The organism is Yersinia frederiksenii ATCC 33641, assembly GCF_000754805.1.
In the GTDB taxonomy this organism is placed as follows: domain Bacteria; phylum Pseudomonadota; class Gammaproteobacteria; order Enterobacterales; family Enterobacteriaceae; genus Yersinia; species Yersinia frederiksenii.
The window spans coordinates 1,067,099-1,087,447 of sequence record NZ_KN150731.1; the positions used below are offsets into that span (position 1 = coordinate 1,067,099).

A 20,349-nucleotide genomic window follows, 5' to 3' on the forward strand; every position below is an offset into this window, starting at 1 on the left:
ATTTGATGGGAGAAAACTACTCTGTCATGCCTAATTGCTGCTTGCCGATAGCGGTTAGATTCTCGGTTGTGGCTCTGCCGATGAAATCTACCTCAAAGTCATCAGCCGCAAAGTCTGGCGGCGATCGACCGTCAATAAAGCTGGCGAGTTGGCGCGGCAAGTAGGCGGCATTCTTTTCACACCAAGGTGCCGCGGCGATGTACATCACATTACTGTCAAACTCACCATTATGTTCGTTTTCCACTGAATGAATCACGTCACAATGCCAGAATACTGTATCTCCGGCTTCCAGATCGGGAATAGGGGAAATGGCGTCCATTAAAAGAGGATGCCACTGTTCTGAGGCAGATAACGCGCGGCCCGGTGCCGCACCACATAGATCATCGTCAGCCACATCATCCTGCAAGGCACGCAGCAAGATATAGGCCATGGCATTGGCGATTGGAATCACATTTAGCGTCCCGGCGTGGGTGCGCTGTGGTGTCAGCGCCGTCCAGCCCTGGAATGTGCGGAACATGGAACAGACTGCTGGTGAAGGGAATTCCCGGACTTCAGGGCGACCTTCGGCAGCAAAAGGATCATATTTTTGCCACTCACCGGAAAATACGTGGCGATAAACATGGCGGAAATTCTCATCCAGCCAGCGCTCAATTGACCCACCATCTACATGAGGTGATAAGCCCAATGATGACGATTTTGGCGGACGACGGCGGGTACGGTCAGCATAAGTCACCACGCGGTCAGCATCAAAGTGCTGCTTGCCATTGCTCTCGGTTTGCCACAGGTTATTTAAGAATACCTGCACCGCATGCATGCGCAGATCCTGACGGGCTTCAACTTGCGGTGTTGACCAGTAAATGCCGTAAATCTGTGGTTTGCTGGCAGCCAGAGTGCCGAAGTAGTTATCTTCTGCTGCATTTTTTAACCGCTCGACGAAATTGTTACTGTCCAGATAGTGGCCAATTTCACGGTTCCACGCCGTGGCTTTTTCTTGTGGAAATACACCGAGAATGGCACAGCACCCTCGTTGTTTAATTTGTGCTTTTTGCTCATCAGTTACTTTGCCATTGATAATATCATCAGCATCAATGCGTGGAACTGGACTCTCACCTTGAGCCAAACTACGACGGATCTCGGTGACTTGCTGGCGGATATTCTCTTCCACAGCTTGGAATACCTGCTGATAGTGAGGCAGTGCCTGACGTAATTGCTGTTTCACCGCTTTGATTGCTGCGGGAATATCGTCTATTTGTAATGAAGCCATAAGGTTGATTCTCCGATAGCTGTAGGTTGAGGGCGCGGTAATGGTTTGCGCTTTGCTGACCATTTGTTTATTTTTTGTTATCTTGAAGTAAACATTATTTATGTAAAATAGAGAAGAATAAAGGGATGAGGTTTTGGCAAAATTTCCTCTTTAAATTCTTATCTTTTTTTATGATTAACTCATTAAAATGGAAGGAAAAACAGTGCCTGTCATTCCCCTGTTTAGTTGTGCTCCCATCTCTTTGAGAACGCCACGGTTAACGATGGATAACCTTAGCGAACAAGACTGGCCGCTATTCTTACGCTTATACCAAGACCCGGAAATTCAGCGTTATATCTCTGATCCGATGGATATTGCCGAGATTCATGCGCGTTTTGAATCACGCCTGATGCCATGGGAGAAGACTTCTAATCATTGGCTATGTCTGGTTATTCGTGAAAAAGAGCGCGGTGAGGCCATCGGGCTGACCGGTTTTTTAGCGGAATGGTTACCGCTACAACAGGCCGAAGTGGGTTATGCCCTGCTGCCGTCTTATCACGGCAAAGGTTTTGCTAAAGAATCGCTGATGGCAGTGTTGGAATTTGGTTTCCAGCAATGTCAGTTCCATAAAATGAAAGCCACCGTCACCGTAGGAAATTATCCTTCACGAGGTGTACTTGAGCGTTGCGGCTTTCAGGTGGAGGGGACATTACGTGATAACTATCAACTTGGTGGACAGTGGTGTGATGACTGGGTATTGGGAATATTAGCTGACGAGTTTGACCCACAGCACTAACTCCAATGAGTAAGATATTTGCTATCAGATACTCGACAGCTATTCAGCGCTGGGATATGTTCATAAATAGACCATTTGTTGGTCAGCGTCGCTCGGACGGTCCGGGCGCTAACGTATCCTCGAGGAAATTATGTCTGAACAACCTTCCAAACGTCGTTTTACCCGTATTGATCGTCTTCCCCCTTATGTCTTCAATATCACCGCTGAGCTAAAAATGGCCGCGCGTCGCCGTGGTGAAGATATTATCGATTTTAGTATGGGTAATCCGGATGGTCCGACACCGCCACATATTGTTGAGAAAATGTGCAGTGTCGCGCAACGGGAAGACACCCACGGTTATTCAACTTCCCGAGGGATACCGCGTCTGCGTAGGGCGATTTCGCGCTGGTACGCGGATCGCTATCAGGTGGATATTGACCCTGAAAGTGAAGCTATTGTCACTATCGGCTCGAAAGAAGGGCTGGCGCATTTGATGCTGGCAACACTGGACCACGGTGATACCGTGCTGGTGCCAAATCCTAGCTATCCTATTCATATTTATGGTGCGGTGATTGCCGGGGCGCAAGTCCGCTCTGTGCCGCTAACCGAGGGAATTGATTTCTTCGGTGAGTTGGAGCGTGCAATTCGAGAAACCATTCCTAAACCCAAAATGATGATCCTCGGTTTTCCTTCTAACCCGACGGCACAATGTGTGGAACTGGACTTTTTCGAACGGGTTGTGGCACTGGCGAAGCAATATGATGTGCTGGTGGTGCATGATTTGGCCTATGCCGATATTGTCTATGATGGCTGGAAAGCCCCATCAATCATGCAAGTTCCTGGTGCGAAAGATATTGCGGTCGAGTTTTTCACCCTATCTAAAAGTTACAACATGGCCGGCTGGCGTATTGGCTTCATGGTCGGTAATCCAGAATTGGTCAATGCATTGGCGCGGATTAAGAGTTATCACGATTACGGCACTTTCACCCCATTGCAGGTTGCGGCCATTGCAGCACTGGAAGGGGACCAGCAATGCGTGCGTGATATCGCCGAGCAGTATCGGCAGCGCCGCAATGCTTTGGTTCGTGGGCTCCATGAGGCGGGCTGGATGGTGGCAAACCCGAAAGCATCCATGTATGTCTGGGCCAAAATTCCTGAACCTTATGCACACCTTGGTTCGCTGGAATTTGCTAAGCGATTGCTCTCAGAGGCGAAAGTCTGTGTCTCCCCTGGGGTTGGTTTCGGGGATTATGGCGACACCCATGTCCGTTTTGCTCTGATTGAAAATCAGGATCGGATCCGCCAGGCTGTTCGTGGGATTAAAAGTATGTTCCGTGCTGATGGTTTACTCAAACCGAAACCAGCCACGGGAGAAACAGATTAATCAATTAGCTATGCAGCGGAGCTTGCAGCCATGATAAATCGCTATTCAATACCCCAGATAACCCTGCATTGGTTGACGTTGTTGATGATAATTTTGACCTATGCGGCAATGTTACTTAGCGACTCGGTGCCTGATGAAGATCGGACATGGGTGAAAAACCTGCATTTTAATTTTGGTCTTTCAGTCTGGTTACTGATGCTGGCGCGACTCTGGCTACGTCATCGCTACGCCACACCGGCAATCACGCCCAAATTGCCAGATTGGCAGTTATTAGGGGCGCATATTTTGCACTGGTGTTTGTATCTGATGTTTTTATCATTACCGATACTGGGGGTTTTGGCACAGGCTTATGGCGGTAAAACCTGGTTCCTGCTGGGCTGGCAAGTTCCGCAATGGGTGACACCGAATGATGACGCACGAGCTTGGCTAAAACAGACTCATGAGTTAATCGCCAACTTGGGCTATTTCGTGATTGGCGCTCACGCATTGGCGGCGCTCTATCATCACTATATTCGCCGTGATGATACGTTGCGTAGAATGATGCCGGGAAAGTGATGCATAGAGAGAAATGACAAAGGGCGCAAATGCGCCCTTTGTGCTATGTCTGATGGATATTATCTCTGGCAATAAAGGGTTTGGCGCAGGTTATTCGACCATCATCATGAAGGTACCCACCCAAACGACTAACATAATTGAGATACCCATAAAGAAATATTTCATTAAACCACTCCCCCTTGGAGCCACCTCGCCAGCCTGAGTTGCTCAGTCGCTGTCTACGAGTTTATGGCGCTAATGTAATCCCAATAGAGAGTGGTTTTCAATACTGTATTTTTATGCATTAGATCACAATTTTGCATTTAAACAGTAAGTAATGTTAGTCAATGTATTGAAGTGTGAAGCTATTAACGTTTTTTTAAATTATCGCCAAATAACAATTTGTTACTCTCTTGACTTAAATTTAAGCGCTGACTCTAGCCGCAACATCATTCACTGATTTTTCTCACCATCACATCTGCCTCAAATCCGAGTAAATAAAGGGCTTGCTCCAGTGCTTCAACCTTGGAGGCGTAATACACGTCAAGCAAACGATCCATCTGTGCGGCATTCAAACCAAGCTTGCGGGCCATATCTGCTTTACGGGTATTGGTCGCCAACATGGCATTGTGTAGCTCTGCTTTCAAACGCACCAGAATCGGGACATGAACAGCAATATCACCGGGTTGTAAAACTGATGGCGCAGGGACGGGACGGCGCTCTTCCATCTCAGCTGCAATACCATTTTTAATGCCATCTTGTGCTTCTAATTCAATATCTTCTAGAGAGTAAGTCACTGACTCCAATTCAGGAAAATCACGATACTGGATATGGTATTCGCCGCTGGCTTCATCAAAAGTATAACTTGCTGGGTAATGGAACAAAGTGGTCACTCCTGTGGGAACAAAGTACTCAAGATAGAGGCATTGTACTGGTATCAGCGAGTCGGGGTTACCTATTTAGTGCATTCATTCATCAGGAGGGGATTGTCAGAGGGATTATAAGGTTACCTGCATTTCCAACGCCATTGCCGGGCATCTGGAGACACATTCGCCACAACCGTCACACTGCTCGTCAATCAATGTGGGGGGCTGCTGGGGTTGCCAGAACAGCGCTTGTTTTTCACAAAAATCGGCGCAGCTATTGCAGTAGATATAGGTATTCTGACAGGGATTCTTTAGCATGGGATGAGAAACAGTAGAGCGCGGAGTAGGTGGTGAATCACCGGCTGCACCTTTTAATAAGCCACGAAATAGCCCACGGCGGCTGATGACCCGGCTCTCCATATAGGCTTTGTAGTAGCGCTCGTCTCTATTCATCTATTTTTCTTGATCACCGGTACAGCTCATAAGGTTGAGGAAATAAACCTAACTCAGCTTGCAGTGTTTTCAGATAACACTCGGTAATTTCTGCCAATAGTGGATAAAACGGATACTCAACCTGTGCATTTTTGACCAACTCAAGGTAGCGATAGGCCCAAGGTAATAAATGCTCGGTAAGTAGTGCTATCGCCGCTTCATCAGTAGGCTGTTGCTGCTCAAGCAAACAGACCCAGGCCAACAGCATTAAGCCAAATTGGTCTTCAGGTTCGTGGATAGTGCTTTGATTTACCAACCCTAAAGTGGAGAGAAATTCACGGTATTGCAGTGTGCTGGCCCCCATCAGGATATTTTCTTTATCCAAATAAACCGATCCCCACGGTGGCGCAGGCATTTCGCCTTGTCCCTCAAACAGCACCGAAAAATCATATTCCAGTTGCTCTGGAGAGATAGCGGGCAGTCGTTGGCAATAATCTGCAATTTTAGCCGGATTTGACCAGGGGAAAATATCCGCCATTTGCGGCAGTAATGGCCACAGGTGCTGTACCGTAGCGGATTGTGGCGGGTAGTAAAAACAGGCACCCAGAATTCGCGGCAAGGTCGTGTCTAGTAACGTCAAAATTTCCTCTCTTCAGGACCGATTAATTTAGTCTTGATTAGCCGCAAACCACTGCGGCTAATCGATTAATAACATCAACAGGCTAAATTACATTGCCACTTGCCAGAGATTATAGAAAGCAATGCGTCCGGCTAATTCACCAATGACCAGAGCAGACGCGCTAACTGCCAACGTGGCCCGAGGGATTTTGTCTTTCAATAATGCGGCGGCAGCGACAAAGATACCTAAGGCCAGCAGCAAAATCTGAACTCCCCAAAATAGCGTTTGCTGGCTGCTCAGTTCTATTGAGCTTTGGCCAAGGAAACTCAGATAGCCCGGTTTATTCACTAGCGTTATGATAGCGCCGATTAATAGCGCTGAAGCTCCAAGTTGACGTGCGCCGGTGAGAATGGCGAAAGCGCCGCCGCCAACCAATACGGTCATCCACAGCTGTAACGAGGTATAGGATGTATCCCAGTTAAGCACGGTGTCCAGTTGATAGACTTGAGTAATTGACCAGGCGAAGGCTAGCCCGAAGATCACCGTAGCCACATTACACAAGGCGGCCAGCACGGCATTTCTCACCATCACCGAGAAAAAAACCGTGCCACAGGCCATGGCAACAAACAGGCTACTGAGCAGAATTTCATTGCTCATGGGGGAGCGGCCAATACCGAGCAGCATATTCATTGCCCGTAGAGGTTGCCCAACATGCAAAGTGCCGATGACTAAGCCCGTTAACACCAGAATCAAACCAACAATATTGGCTTGTTTGAGTTGCAGCGCGGTGGTCAAGCCGAGCTTGTGACTCAACCACACTAAAGCAAACAACCCGACGGCGGTCTGCCCTAGAACGGTGAAAAACACCAAGGGTAATTCATGCATTTTATACCTCCGCCGGATTCTGAATACTGCCTGATGTATCGCCCGATGGTCTGGCATCACGATGGCCTCTGATCACCAGATTAGGCTGAGTGAGATGCGCGAGCGGCAATGGGGCAATGGCATTTTCTTCACCGTATTTTTCTCTTAACAGCGTAATTTCATCGAAATCTAATGCGCGCTGCGGGCAGGACTCGACACACACTGGCTTGTGCCCTTCAGCAACACGTTGATAGCAACCATCGCATTTGGTCATCAGTTTCTTTTTGGCATCGAACTGCGGCGCGCCATAAGGGCAGCGCATCTCACAGTAGCGGCAACCAACACAGAGATCCTGATTGACCACCACCAAACCGTCTTCTTCACGTTTATACATGGCACCGGTAGGGCAGCCGGTGACACAAGTGGGAGATGAACAGTGATTACAGGCAATCGACAGATAGTAATTAAATACATTCTGTACCCATAGATTGCCTTGTTGCACCCAACTGCCGCCGCCGTATTCATACACCCGGCGCAGTTTTGGTCCTAAATCCAAGTTCTTCTCATCCTTGCAGCTGATTTGGCAGGTTTTACATCCCGTGCACTTGGTGGAGTCGACAAAAAAACCATATTGCTTCATTTTTCAACTCCTTATGCGCGTTTAACTTCAACGAGGTTAGTATGCTGTGGGTTGCCTTTCGCCAGTGGCGATGGGCGCAGTGTCGTTAACGTATTAATACAACCGCCCACATCAACACCTTCCTTGTTGAGATTGCGCCATGCCCCTTGCGGCACCGTAATCACCCCCGGCAAGACGCGCTCGGTGATTTTGACTGCAATAAGAATGCGGCCCCGAACATTAAAAATCTCAACCATATCGCCTTGTTGCAAGCCACGAGCTTTGGCGTCAATCGGGTTCATCCAGAACTGATGCGGTACTGCTTCACGCAACATCGCTACGTTGTAATAGGATGAGTGAGTGTGACCTTTTATATGAAAACCAGTCATTTGCAGTGGGTAGGTTTTTAGAGTGTCGACATCACTGACACCTTCAAATGTCGGGCAATACTCCGCGACAGCAGTAATGCGGTCACCCGGAGCCAGTTGCCACTCTTTTTCCAATTTAGCCAGTGCTTCGGAATAGATCTCAATTTTGCCAGAAGGTGTTTTTAATGGATGACTAAGCGGGTCGTCACGAAACGCTTTTAAGGCGATATATTGACTGCTGTCGGCAAATATTCGATCGATAATACCTTGGTCGTTAGTTTGTGCGAAAGGCGGCAGTGCCGGGTTCTTCTCGCGCATTTTGTTATAGCTGATTTCAATCCACTCTTGTTGGGTATGGCCTTCGGTAAAGGCCTCGCCGATACCACACTTAGTGGCAATCTCGGCTAAAACATCATAAGAGGGGCGGCATTCCCACATGGGTTCAATCGCATTTTGTAACCGCGTAACATAGTGATAAGCGCCACTGGCATAAGAGTTATCAATCAGGTCATTTGATTCAACCGACGTGACGTCGGGTAAGAGTAAATCAGCATACTTGGCCGAGTTAGTCATGTGGTTTTCCCACACTAAAATAAACTCGCACAGTGACTCATCCTGCAAGATCTGGTGAGTTTTATTCAGGTCGGAATGCTGATTGCCAATGACGTTACTGGCGTAGTTCCACATAAACTTAATATTGGTATCAAGTTTATCTTTATTCTTCACATGGGCATTTTGGGCTGTCATCTCAGTGCCACGGAAAATAGCATCTGTCCACATAAAGCAAGGGATGGCTGTTTTTACCGGATTGGGGATACTGAATCCCGGCACGGGATATTTCACATTACCACCCCAAGCTCCGGTATTGGTTCCGGCCCGACCGATATTTCCAGTCATGAGTGGTAGCATCATAATAGAGCGGGCAGCCTGCTCACCATTGGCACTGCGCTGAATACCCCAACCTTGTGAAATCCAGGCGGCGCGGGCATTGCCTAACTCACGCGCAAGTTGAATGATACGCACGGGGTCAATGCCGGTTATTTGACTGGCCCATTCGGGTGTTTTTTCGACACCATCGGCACCATTACCTAAAATATAATCTTTATAAGAACCATTGGCAGGGGCCGAGGCGGGTAACGTGGTGGCATCCCAACCAACACAATATTCTTGCAGAAAATCCTCATCCGTCAGGTTTTCTTTAATTAGTACATAACCTAATGCAGCAACCAGTGCAGCATCAGTGCCAGGGAATATAGGGATCCACTCGGCATTGAGGGTGGTGACACTGTCGGTCATTCGTGGGTCAATAATAATAACTTTGGCTTTGCTTTTCCCCAGCGCGTGGACAGTTTCAATATATTGCCCGCCACCGGACATCCGTGTTTCAGCCAGATTATGACCAAACATGACCACTAAATCTGAGTTTTTAATTTCATCCAGTAGCGTTTCATCGGCACTGCCATAAATATACGGCATTACTGTGTTGATTTGCGCCGTGGAATAGGTGCCGTGCTGATCCAGAAAACCGCCCAGTAAACTGAGCATTCTTTTACAGGCATTGCGGCCTTGTAAATTAGCGCCGGTAGAGCCAGAACCATATTGATAATAAATGGCTTCATTACCATATTGCGCAATAGTTTTTTTGAGATTATCCGCCACAATAGTGGTGGCTTCATCCCAACTGATACGCTTGAATTTACCCTCGCCGCGTTTTCCCACTCGTAGCATGGGATATTTTACTCTATCGGGATTATATGTTTTCCATCTGACTGAACGGCCTCGTAAACATGGGCGAATTTGATGTTCACCAAAGGTGGAATCATCATAAATGGCTTCATTAGCAATTTTAATAATTTCACCATTTTTGACATGTACTTTTAGCGGACAGCGGCTACCGCAGTTTACCAGGCAGGCACTGTATTTAATGGTCTCCTTCGTTGCAGATACTGCCGGCTCTGGCGCGGCTTGTACTGAAAAAGGTAGGATGATTGAACCAGCAATTGCTGCAGCCCCGGTGACTGCGGCAGATGTTTGAATAAATTCACGGCGACTGAGTGAAGCAGTGATAGGTCTCTTATTGTTATTCATGACATTACCTTTGCAGAAGTCTTTTTTTGACGGAAATAAGAGTTCTTGATAAAAATAAAATGAAAAATAGCACTGGAATGTCTCACCTTAGGAAATAATTTGTTACTTGCATATGATGTAAATCAATTAAGACTGCATAACGAAAATATAGCGCTAATTTATGTGAGCATAACGAAGGTTATTAATGATTTACTGCGAGGTATTAACTATTCTCTATACATAAATTTAATATGTTTATTGCGCTGATATTGTTAATAAAGAATCACTCTCAAATGAAAGGGATATATTATTGTATATATAGCGAAATTGATTTAATTTAATTTTTCTTAATTGTTTTGAGAAAAGTCTTAGGAAACTTCATATCTATCTAACGACTATTTTTGTTGCTATAAAATGAGCGGCTAGTTGAATTAGCACTAGATTAATAATAGTTAAAATGGGGTAAGAGGAGATCTCTATCACGATTTTTATCTCTGCCCGCTTGCGGTAAGGTATTAACATGCTAATTTACTCGTAGTTGGATTGTTACCGTCAATGGCGGGCAAAACCTGATTCAGTAGCTAGATGAATGCTACTGAATCGGGTTTTTTTGTTTTCAGGGCTAACACATGCAAATCGCTAAAGTACTTAATAATAATGTGGTTATTGTCCTTGATCAGCATGGTCAGGAGCAAGTGATTATGGGCCGTGGTCTGGGTTTTCAAAAACATCCCGGAGAGTCGCTGGATAACACATTGATAGAAAAAGTGTTTGCTTTGAAAGATAACGAAATGGTTTCGCGATTGAGTGAGCTGTTGAGCTGTATTCCATTAGAAGTAATGATTACTTGCGACTGTATCATTACACTGGCAACAGCCAAATTGGGGAAGTTGCAAGATAATCTCTACATTTCGCTCACTGATCACTGCTTCTATGCAATTGAGCGGCATAAGCAAGGTTTGGATATCACCAATGGATTGCAGTGGGAGATTCGCCGGTTGTATCCCAAAGAGTTTGCGTTGGGCCGTGAAGCTTTGCAAATCATTGAACAACGGCTTGGCGTACAGCTGCGAGACGATGAAGCTGGATTTATTGCACTGCATTTGGTGAATGCGCAATTGAATGGCGAAATGCCTGAAGTGATGCAAGTGACGAAAGTTATGCAGGAAATTCTGCATCTAGTGAAGTACCAATTTAAGTTGGAATATGACGAAGACGGGTTGAGTTATCACCGTTTTGTGACACATTTGAAGTTTTTTTCCCAGCGTATGCTTGGGCGCAATGGGGTCACTAGTGATGATGATTCTTTGCACGATGCCGTTAAAGAAAATTATGCCGCAGCTTATCGCTGTGCCGGTAAAATTCAACAGCATATGAAATTGCAGTATCGGCAAGAGTTGAGCAAAGAAGAACTGATGTTTTTGACTATTCACATAGAGCGGGTTCGTCGGGAATGTTTTAACTTGCCAGACTAACGAGCTAAACCTAAAAAGTTTCCCTCGCCATAATGGCATATAAGAGGGGAAAAGGATTGTTACTGCCAACGGCAGGCAAAACCTGAATGCACTTATATATATCGCCTCATCGCGGTACTGAGTGTCTTCAGGTTTTTTTTTGCCCGAACTTATTGGTTCGAACTGATTTACCCGAACTTAGGTATCCAAATAAATAATAGCGCCATCGAAGGAAAATATTATGCAATACACAACGGTTGCCAGCGAAATACTCGCCGGAGTAGGAGGCAAGAGCAATATTAACAGCGTAGTGCATTGTGCTACCCGCTTGCGCTTCAAACTCAAGGACTCGTCGCAGGCAGATGCACAAGCGCTGAAAAAAAATCCGGGCGTTATTATGGTGGTGGAGAGTGGTGGACAGTTTCAGGTGGTTATTGGGAACCATGTCAGTGAAGTATATAAAGCGGTGCTCCAACAAGCTGGCTTATCTGACTTAGAAGAGAATGGACCATCAAAGAGTAATCAAAAAGAGGGGTTACTCAGTCATTGCATTGATATTATCTCAGGTATTTTTACGCCATTACTGGGGGTAATGGCTGCCTCCGGTATTCTTAAAGGCTTTTTGGCGCTGAGTCTGGTTTGTGGCTGGCTACAACCCACCAGCGGCAGTTATCTAATTTTATTTGCTGCCAGTGATGCGCTGTTCTATTTCTTCCCACTGGTCTTGGGTTATACGGCGGGTAAAAAATTTGGCGGTAACCCCTTTATTACCATGGCAATTGGTGGCGCATTAGTACACCCGTTGATGCTTGCTGCCTTTAATCTTGCCGGGCAACCGGGGGCCGAGGTGGTTTATTTCCTCGGTATTCCGGTCACTTTCATCAATTACACTTCATCCGTTATTCCGATCATATTAGCTGCTTGGGTCAGTTGCCAACTGGAGAAAGGCTTTAACCGGGTCTTACACAGCAGTATTAAAAACTTTTTCACCCCATTGCTGTGTCTGGCAATAACCGTTCCAGCCACTTTCTTACTGATTGGCCCATTGGCGACTTGGCTGAGTCATTTATTAGCCACTGGTTTTCAAATGATCTATTCCGCCGCACCTCCGGTTGCTGGTGGGGTATTAGCTGGAATTTGGCAGATTTGCGTTATTTTTGGTCTGCATTGGGGCTTGGTCCCCTTGATGATTAATAATCTGAGTGTCTTGGGTTATGACACCATGGCTCCGCTGTTATTGCCTGCGGTGATGGGACAGGTAGGGGCGACTCTTGGGGTTTTCTTACGTACTCGGGATACAAAAATGAAAGCATTGGCCGGTTCAGCATTCACTGCCGGGATATTCGGAATTACTGAACCTGCGGTTTATGGTGTGACGTTACCGTCGAAAAAACCTTTTGTCTTCGGCTGTATTGGCGGGGCGATAGGGGGAGTTGTTGTCGGATATAGTCAGGCTCATATTTATTCATTTGGTCTGGTCAGCATTTTTTCTTTTGCCCAGATAATCCCAGCTAGCGGTATTGATGCCACGGTATGGGGAGCGATTATTGGCACCCTAACTGCATTGATATTTGCTGCCATCAGTACCTATTTTTTTGGCCTGCCAGCACCGACAGCCACAATAGAAACGGACAGTTTATCTCAAACTTCAGCAATAGTAGAAGATTACAGTGGTCTTGGTGAAGTTATCCTCAGCCCTATCAGCGGTAAATTATTGGCATTAACCGATGTGAGTGATACCACCTTTGCCAGCGGTTTATTGGGGGCGGGGATGGCAATTATTCCACAAAGTGGACGAGTGGTTTCTCCGGTCAATGGGGTGGTGGCGTCATTATTTAAAACCCACCATGCGATAGGGATTGAATCTGAAGCGGGTGCTGAAATTCTCATTCATGTAGGTATCGATACCGTCAAGCTTGAAGGTCAATATTTTACCGCCCATGTTAAGGCCGGTGACCTTGTTAGTGCCGGGGATTTACTGTTGGAGTTTGATTGCGCAGCTATTACCGCTGCCGGTTATGACCTAACCACGCCAATTATTATTAGCAATAGCGAAGATTATCAGGATGTCCTGTGCGCTAAAGGGGCATTTATTACTGAGCAAGCACCGTTATTAACCGTGATTCGTTAATACTGATTCAGGAGAGAACCAATGAAACATGCATTTCCAGACAATTTCCTTTGGGGCGGAGCCATCGCGGCTAATCAGGTAGAAGGGGCTTATCTTACTGATGGAAAAGGGCTGTCTACTTCTGATTTACAGCCATACGGTATTTTTGGTGACATTATTCCGCGGGTGAGCGGTGACAGTTATGTCAAAGATGTGGCCATCGACTTTTATCACCGTTATCCGCAAGACATTGCGCTATTTGCCGAGATGGGTTTTAAATGCCTACGCATTTCTATTGCCTGGACGCGTATTTTCCCACAGGGTGATGAACAACAGCCGAATGAAGCCGGTCTGGCATTTTATGACCGATTATTCGATGAGATGGCGAAATATAACATTACGCCGCTGGTGACATTATCTCATTATGAAATGCCTTATGGATTGGTAAAAAATTATGGTGGCTGGGGCAACCGTAAAACGATTGGTTTCTTTGAACATTATGCCCGCACGGTATTCCAGCGTTATCAGCATAAGGTTAAATTGTGGCTGACATTTAATGAGATTAATATGTCGCTGCATGCGCCTTTCACTGGGGTAGGATTAGAGCAGGAAAGCAGTAAAAGCGAGGTGTATCAGGCCATTCATCACCAGCTAGTTGCGAGTGCTAAAGCGGTTGCTACCTTACATCAAATCATTCCTGATGGTCGTATTGGTAATATGCTGTTGGGTGGGTTGATGTATCCATTGACCTGTAAACCTGCCGATGTTCTGGAAACACTGCAGCAAAATCGTGAATGGTTATTTTTTGGTGATGTACAGGTTCGTGGTTACTACCCATCTTATATGACTCGCTATTTTAAACAGCACGATATCAGCATTGAAATTACAGCAGAAGATAAAGCGGCATTAAAAGAAACAGTCGATTTTATTTCCTTCAGCTATTACATGAGTGGCTGTGTGACTGCGGATGAAGACTTAAACCGTAAGGCCAGAGGCAATATTCTCAGTATGGTACAAAACCCGCATCTTGCCAGTTCTGAATGGGGATGGCAGATAGACCCTGAAGGGTTGCGTATTCTGCTAAATGAATTGTGGGATCGATATCAAAAACCGCTGTTTATCGTTGAAAATGGGCTGGGCGCAAAAGATAAGCCGGATGCCAGTGGCAATATTGAGGATGATTACCGCATCGAATATCTCAATGACCATCTGGTTCAGGTCAGCGAAGCGATTGCAGATGGTGTTGAGGTTATGGGCTATACCAGCTGGGGGCCGATTGACTTGGTTAGTGCTTCCAAAGCGGAATTATCCAAGCGCTATGGTTTTATTTATGTTGATCGTGATGATAACGGTAATGGCACATTGGAACGTCGCCGTAAAAAGAGTTTCTATTGGTATCGCGATGTGATTCAGAGTAATGGTGGGAAGTTGAAACGTTAATTCAGCGATATTTAACGTTGTTTAGCGCATCTATTTTAAATCAGATGCGCTAATTATTCTAAAAAGGGAAAATAATGAAACCAATTTTATATCTGACTCGTCAGATGAATTCTGCTGCATTTTATTTACTGACCTCGACAATTTTATTTTCATCATCGGCATTAAGTGATGGTTTAACCGGTAGTGGTGAATATATTGAGCAGTCGACACCAAAATGGCAGGGAATAGCATTGGGGTTTGAACCACAGCAAGAAGGGCTGTTGGGGGATATGCTGGGTATTCGGCCTATTCTATCGGAGCATGGCTTTAATTATTCACTCGGTTATTTAAGCCAATTATCATATAACGCAGGCGGTGGTTATAATCATGATAAACAAGCTTCTTATATCGACCAGTTCTCATTAACATTCCAACAAGACCTCGAACTATATACTGGTATTCCAGATGCGGTTATTGAAGGGAATATTGTTAATCGAAATCATGATAACAACCTGACACGGGACCGGTTACAAGACCCACGCGTGAATATAACCGATTTATCACAGGAAAGTTTTGGTGGCCAGTCTATAACACGTTTGGGGTGGCTAACCTTTGCGCGTAGTTTTGCTGATCAAAAATTGCATTGGCGCATTGGTTTGATGAATAAAGTGCAGGATTTTGACCAAATTATTCCCTGCGATTTTCAGACGTTAGGATTGTGTGGTGGTAAATCAGCAAACTCACTGACTTGGTTTAACTGGAATGTCCATTATTGGGGCACTACCCTGCAATATAAGCTTACTGATGGTTTAACCTTAAAAACTGGGGTTATGGAGCAAAATCCAGATGCTCCTAGCCGCGGTCGGGCTTGGAGTTGGTCAACTAAAGGCAGCAAGGGCATATTACTGCCGCTGGAGCTGGAATTAAAAACTAATGCTTTTGCAGATTTGCCCGGTATTTATAATTTGGGGGTTTTATATACCAATGCGCAGCAACGAGATCTTTATACTGGGGTGTCTGGTGCCGCCGGTGCCACCGATCCCAATGGCTATCGTTACCACAATAATACCTGGTTCTTTTACGGTGGGTTCAATCAGCAGGTCACTAAGCATCAAGATGATGCCAGCCGTGGTTTAAGTGTGTTTTACAGTATGTCGCTGGCCGACCAACGGACGAATTATATGCATTATGCTGCGGCGACCGGTATTCGCTACCGTGGATTATTTGACAGCCGACCTCAGGACTGGCTGGGTTTAGGTGTATCTATGGTTAAACTCAGTGATTATTATAAAGATAATCAGCGCTATATGAATCAAGTCAATAATGTTTCCGATTATGCCAATCCGAGTTATTCACCGGTACCAGGGCATTCTGTAACTGCGGAGCTTTATTACCGTTTCCGAGTGACTTCATGGCTGGAATTACAACCTGATTTGCAATATTGGCATTCTCCAGCAGGGGTAAATCACACGCAGGATGCTTGGGTCACTGGATTAAAAACGGTAATTACATTCTAAATTACTACCGATTTATGGTGAATAAATGAAAACGTGGTGCTTTAACCGGCACCACGTAAGCTGCTACTCTATTGTATATCGATACTCTTCAGCGTATTTACCCGCAGGAAACTCGCGCGATGTTGAATATGAAAAACCGCTTTGATCGTCATAATCTTTTCGGTGAGAAAAATATCCATGCTGTTTTTGAAGTCAGTCTGCTACTGAAAGCCATATTGGCAACCATGGAAATTATTGCCGGCATTTTAACTTATTTTGTCACGCCACAATTTTTACTTAATGTATTACATCGTATTACACTGGTTGATTTTATTGCGGGTCGTGGCGATGTCGTGGCTAGTTATTTGCTGCATGCGGCCCAAAGTCTTTCTATTAGCGGCATGCATTTCGCCGCATTTTATTTGCTCATTCACGGCGTGGTGAAACTATGGGTCATTATAGGATTATGGCGTAAGAAACTTGGTTATTATCCTGCGGCAATGGTGATTTTTAGCTTGTTTATTGTCTATCAACTTTATCGTTATACTTTTACTCACTCCGTGCTCTTGATCTTGATAACGCTGTTGGATCTCGTGGTTATCGTTCTAACGGTATTGGAGTATCGGCAATTATGCCGTGAGCAAAAAGGCCTCAAATAAGGCCCTCATGCTCTAGGCTGGATGGCTATTTCAACGGCGGGTTATGCCTTCATAGATTAGGCGCAACCCAAAGGCCCCAACTGCGATACCAATAATGCCACTGAGCAGGTGCTGAACCTTACCATAAGCGCGACGCACCGCAGGGCGGGAGAAGGCCATGCTGAGTAATGACCGCCAAAGAATCGAGGCGAGCACAATACCCAGCCAGGCAAACACTTTGACCCATGCGGGGGTTGTCGGGGTAAGAGTGACCGAGAAAATACTGATAAAAAACAATACAGTTTGTGGGTTTGATAAGTCAGTCAGCAGGCCTCGGCGGAAGAAAACATACCAAGGGGTTATGGTGGCGGTGGCGACTGCCTCGATGCCCATATGGAGTTCCTGACGATGCCGCACCATATTGTAGGCATACCAAAGCAGGTATAAGCCACCCCCGATTTTAATGGCTGAGAACAGCATCCCGCCTTCAGCAATCAGGGCCGCCATACCAAATAACCCTAATCCCGAATAAATTGCATCACCTAATGCCACACCGAGCCCAGTCACTAAACCGGCATTTTTACCCGAGCTGAGACTGGTTTGCACCACCACCAGCAAATTGGCGCCGGGATTGATAAAGGTCAGCACGAATAACCCGACGGTCACGATAATGACATGTATTTCATCCATGTGGTGTGCTCTGTTAGTGGCAATTTCAGCAGCATAATGCAATCTGTAAGGACAAACAGAGCCGAGAATGTGCTTCTGGCAATGCCATGGCAAAAATGTGCATTACGTCACTCAATCAGCAAAAATATGCGCCTGGCCCACGGTGGTTAAATCCACCATTAAGCCAACACGGAGACCTTCCCGGCTGACCGTTTTGATTTCTACAACTTCATCTCGTCCGTCAATAGACAAGCCGATAGTCGAAATAAAGCCTGCAAAATCAATACTCACTATCTTGGCCAGACAGTGGGTAGCATAGTGATGATCGGCGGATAACGGGGTGATAGTGATTTGCTCCGGCCGCAGCATGACACGGGTCTGCCCACTACGTTTTGCATCGTCAACCTTGACTCGGCCCAATGCACAATCAGCCCAACCGGCATCAATATGGGCGGAAAGAATCAGCGTTTCACCCAAAAATGTCGCTGTTGGTTCATCAACGGGGCGCAGGTACAGTTCTTGTGGTGGGCCGACATGGGCCAGTCTACCTCCACGCATCACAGCCACCTGATCGGCAAACGACAGCGCTTCGGTTTGGTCATGTGTGACCAAAATAGAGGCAATATTAGCTTGAGCTAGTAGCTCTGCTACTGCTTTGCGGGTTGATGCGCGCAAGGCGGTATCCAGTGCTGAAAATGGCTCATCCAGCAACATCAGCACCGGCCGCTGTGCCAGTGCCCTGGCGAGTGCGACTCGTTGTTGTTGGCCACCGGATATCTCATGGGGCCAAAGTGAGGATAAGCGGCGGTCCAGTGCCACCATCTCCATTAATTCATCCACCCGTCGAGTTTTATCCTGCCGGGTACCTTTTAATCCATAAGCAATGTTACCCGCGACAGTAAAATGTGGGAATAGCGCGCCATCTTGAGGGACAAAACCAATCCCTCTTTTATGTGCCGGCACCTGGGTTGAGCTATCAAAAAGCGGATTCCCTTGCAGGATCACTTTGCCGCTATCCGGTGTTTCGAAGCCGGCAATAATCCGCAGCAAGGTCGTTTTACCCGAACCCGATGGCCCAACAATCGCGGTTCGGCTACCTGCCGTTACCTGTAAATCAATTCCGTTCAATACGGTAACCGATTGGTAAGACTTACTTATTTGTTGCAGTTCAAGTGTGCTCATAATCCTGCTGTACGTTGAGATTGAGAATATAGAAGCCAGGTCAGCGGTAGGGAAAGTACCACCATGAGCAGTGCATAAGGTGATGCAGCGACATAGTCTATTTCGCTGGTCAATGCCCAGAAGCCGGTCGCCAGTGTTCGGGTACCATTGGGGGCCAGTAACAAGGTTGCGGTCAGCTCGTTGGAGATAGCCAGAAAGACTAAAGCAATTCCTGCGCCAGCGCCCGGAGCCGCCAGACGCATGGTGGTGCTCCAAATAGCCTGAGTGGGGGTTTTACCTAAGCTGCGGGCCACGTTTTCCAACTCAACGGGGGCTTGTGCAATACCTGCCCGTAAACTGATTAAGGCGCGTGGTGTGAACATCAATAAATAAGCCAACAAAAGCGTAAATTCGGTTTGATACAGTGGCCTGGCAATCCGGATGGTGATGGTCACTAATGCCAGCGCGACCACAATACCGGGAAGTGAACTGGTGACATAGTTACAACCTTCCATGACTCGGTGTAAACGTCCCGGATAGCGCACGGATAACCAGGCCATCGGCACAGCACATAGCGTGATAATTACCGCGCCGCTCAACGCCAGTGCCAGCGTTTGCCTCAAGGCAGGGAACAGCTCAGGATTCAACCACACCTCTATCCCCCCGAGATAGAGCCAGCGCGTCAGCGTGATAAATGGCACCCCCAGCGAAAGGGCGACCATGGCTAGCGGTAACAGTAAACACACTAAGGTGAGGGCGGGGCGCATTGAATAAGCCGTTTGCCCCCTTGCACTGCCTGACCCGACGCGAGCATAGCGGTTATAGCCGCGGCTGGTTGCTTCAATTAATAATAATCCTAGGCAACATAATGCCAGAACTCCGGCCAACATATTGGCAGCCGGCCCATTAAATGTGGATTGGAACTGGTCAAAAATGGCGGTGGTAAAGGTATCGAAACGGATCATGGCGTATAGCCCATATTCCGCTAATAAATGCAGTGCGATCAATATTGACCCACCCCAAACAGCCAATTTTAGTTGCGGTAATACCACCCGAAAAAACACCACAGTGGGCGTGCTGCCCAATGAGGCGGCGGCATCTTCAAGGCCGGGGTCAAGGCGACGTAATACCGCTGACGTAGGCAGATAGATAAAAGGAAAATAGGCGATAACAGAGATAAATACGCCAGCGCCCAGCCCATGCATTGAGGGTACAAGACTAATCCATGCATAGCTTTGTACAAAAGCAGGAACGGCCAGTGGCGCGATGGCCAGTAGGGACCATATCCGTCTGCCGGGCAGGGTGGTACGTTCTGTCAGCCAAGCCAGTGATACACCAATAATGGCGCACAGCGGTAAAGTGAAAACCACTAATAACACTGTGTTGAGCAATAATTCACCCACTCGGGGGCGAAAAACGAGAGCCTTGACCGTCGGCCAACCAGTGTCAATGGCGATGCCAATGACAAACCCCAGTGGCAGCAGGGAGAGTAACGAAAGCATCACGGCAATAGCCACAATCCCAGAGTTTGGGCGGCGATTAGACTGGCGTTGTGCAGCTTTACTCTGTGGCACAGGGATAACGTCGATATTTATATTGGCCATAATAGTAAAGGCACTCGAGGGTTAAAC

19 protein-coding genes are annotated in these 20,349 nt (G+C 46.7%); 8 read left to right on the forward strand and 11 right to left on the reverse strand.

Annotated elements, in window-relative coordinates:
- Window positions 1-16: 16 nt before the first annotated feature.
- The gene (locus tag DJ58_RS16865) at window positions 17-1,264 is read right to left on the reverse strand and encodes a DUF1479 domain-containing protein (RefSeq protein ID WP_032911648.1); all 1,248 of its coding nucleotides are present in this window, start codon (window positions 1,262-1,264) and stop codon (window positions 17-19) included.
- Window positions 1,265-1,526: 262 nt separating this feature from the next.
- Between DJ58_RS16865 and DJ58_RS16860 the strand changes: the two genes are divergently transcribed.
- The 3 genes from DJ58_RS16860 (at window position 1,527) to DJ58_RS16850 (ending at window position 3,957) form a co-directional block, all read left to right on the forward strand.
- Window positions 1,527-2,039, forward strand: a complete 513-nt coding sequence (locus DJ58_RS16860; protein WP_004711355.1) for a GNAT family N-acetyltransferase — start codon at window positions 1,527-1,529, stop codon at window positions 2,037-2,039.
- Between the two features lie 130 nt (window positions 2,040-2,169).
- Window positions 2,170-3,402 (forward strand): alanine transaminase, encoded by a 1,233-nt coding sequence (alaC, locus tag DJ58_RS16855; protein WP_004711353.1) that lies wholly within the window; start codon window positions 2,170-2,172, stop codon window positions 3,400-3,402.
- 30 nt (window positions 3,403-3,432) lie between these two features.
- Window positions 3,433-3,957, forward strand: a complete 525-nt coding sequence (locus tag DJ58_RS16850) for a cytochrome b (RefSeq protein WP_004711351.1) — start codon at window positions 3,433-3,435, stop codon at window positions 3,955-3,957.
- Between the two features lie 90 nt (window positions 3,958-4,047).
- On the opposite strand, the gene ypdK is transcribed toward DJ58_RS16850, so the two are convergent.
- The 7 genes from ypdK to DJ58_RS16820 all read right to left on the reverse strand — a co-directional run bounded on the left by ypdK (window position 4,048) and on the right by DJ58_RS16820 (window position 9,792).
- A complete protein-coding gene (gene ypdK, locus DJ58_RS23335; RefSeq protein ID WP_098057507.1) occupies window positions 4,048-4,122 on the reverse strand; it encodes a membrane protein YpdK in 75 nt (24 codons plus the stop codon).
- A gap of 263 nt (window positions 4,123-4,385) precedes the next feature.
- On the reverse strand, window positions 4,386-4,820 hold the full coding sequence (locus DJ58_RS16845) for a type II toxin-antitoxin system HicB family antitoxin (protein ID WP_032911646.1): 435 nt from the start codon (window positions 4,818-4,820) through the stop codon (window positions 4,386-4,388).
- 114 nt (window positions 4,821-4,934) lie between these two features.
- Window positions 4,935-5,255, reverse strand: coding sequence for a 4Fe-4S binding protein (locus DJ58_RS16840; RefSeq protein WP_032911645.1), 321 nt, complete (start codon window positions 5,253-5,255; stop codon window positions 4,935-4,937).
- A gap of 13 nt (window positions 5,256-5,268) precedes the next feature.
- Window positions 5,269-5,874 carry a TorD/DmsD family molecular chaperone gene (locus DJ58_RS16835; protein ID WP_032911644.1) on the reverse strand — a complete coding sequence of 202 codons (606 nt, stop codon included), beginning with the start codon at window positions 5,872-5,874 and terminating at the stop codon, window positions 5,269-5,271.
- 87 nt (window positions 5,875-5,961) lie between these two features.
- The gene (locus tag DJ58_RS16830; RefSeq protein WP_004711343.1) at window positions 5,962-6,738 is read right to left on the reverse strand and encodes a dimethyl sulfoxide reductase anchor subunit family protein; all 777 of its coding nucleotides are present in this window, start codon (window positions 6,736-6,738) and stop codon (window positions 5,962-5,964) included.
- A 1-nt stretch (window position 6,739) separates the two neighbouring features.
- Window positions 6,740-7,357 (reverse strand): DMSO/selenate family reductase complex B subunit, encoded by a 618-nt coding sequence (locus DJ58_RS16825; protein ID WP_004711341.1) that lies wholly within the window; start codon window positions 7,355-7,357, stop codon window positions 6,740-6,742.
- 11 nt (window positions 7,358-7,368) lie between these two features.
- A complete protein-coding gene (locus DJ58_RS16820) occupies window positions 7,369-9,792 on the reverse strand; it encodes a DmsA/YnfE/YnfF family dimethyl sulfoxide reductase (protein WP_004711338.1) in 2,424 nt (807 codons plus the stop codon).
- Window positions 9,793-10,400: 608 nt separating this feature from the next.
- Between DJ58_RS16820 and licT the strand changes: the two genes are divergently transcribed.
- The 5 genes from licT (at window position 10,401) to DJ58_RS16795 (ending at window position 16,909) form a co-directional block, all read left to right on the forward strand.
- Entirely contained in the window at window positions 10,401-11,246 is an 846-nt protein-coding gene (licT, locus tag DJ58_RS16815; protein ID WP_004711335.1) for a BglG family transcription antiterminator LicT, read from the forward strand.
- Between the two features lie 220 nt (window positions 11,247-11,466).
- Entirely contained in the window at window positions 11,467-13,356 is a 1,890-nt protein-coding gene (gene bglF / locus DJ58_RS16810; RefSeq protein ID WP_004711334.1) for a PTS beta-glucoside transporter subunit IIABC, read from the forward strand.
- A gap of 21 nt (window positions 13,357-13,377) precedes the next feature.
- On the forward strand, window positions 13,378-14,775 hold the full coding sequence (locus tag DJ58_RS16805) for a glycoside hydrolase family 1 protein (RefSeq protein ID WP_004711333.1): 1,398 nt from the start codon (window positions 13,378-13,380) through the stop codon (window positions 14,773-14,775).
- Window positions 14,776-14,849: 74 nt separating this feature from the next.
- Window positions 14,850-16,271, forward strand: coding sequence for a carbohydrate porin (locus tag DJ58_RS16800; protein WP_004711332.1), 1,422 nt, complete (start codon window positions 14,850-14,852; stop codon window positions 16,269-16,271).
- Between the two features lie 119 nt (window positions 16,272-16,390).
- Window positions 16,391-16,909, forward strand: coding sequence for a DUF2127 domain-containing protein (locus tag DJ58_RS16795; protein ID WP_032911643.1), 519 nt, complete (start codon window positions 16,391-16,393; stop codon window positions 16,907-16,909).
- Between the two features lie 30 nt (window positions 16,910-16,939).
- Here the strand turns inward: DJ58_RS16795 and DJ58_RS16790 are convergent, their stop codons facing one another.
- The 3 genes from DJ58_RS16790 to DJ58_RS16780 all read right to left on the reverse strand — a co-directional run bounded on the left by DJ58_RS16790 (window position 16,940) and on the right by DJ58_RS16780 (window position 20,322).
- Window positions 16,940-17,578 (reverse strand): LysE family transporter, encoded by a 639-nt coding sequence (locus tag DJ58_RS16790; protein WP_004711328.1) that lies wholly within the window; start codon window positions 17,576-17,578, stop codon window positions 16,940-16,942.
- 111 nt (window positions 17,579-17,689) lie between these two features.
- The gene (locus DJ58_RS16785; RefSeq protein WP_032911642.1) at window positions 17,690-18,739 is read right to left on the reverse strand and encodes an ABC transporter ATP-binding protein; all 1,050 of its coding nucleotides are present in this window, start codon (window positions 18,737-18,739) and stop codon (window positions 17,690-17,692) included.
- Window positions 18,736-20,322 carry an ABC transporter permease gene (locus tag DJ58_RS16780; protein ID WP_004711324.1) on the reverse strand — a complete coding sequence of 529 codons (1,587 nt, stop codon included), beginning with the start codon at window positions 20,320-20,322 and terminating at the stop codon, window positions 18,736-18,738. The genes DJ58_RS16785 and DJ58_RS16780 overlap by 4 nt, the downstream gene beginning before the upstream one ends.
- Window positions 20,323-20,349 lie beyond the last annotated feature (27 nt).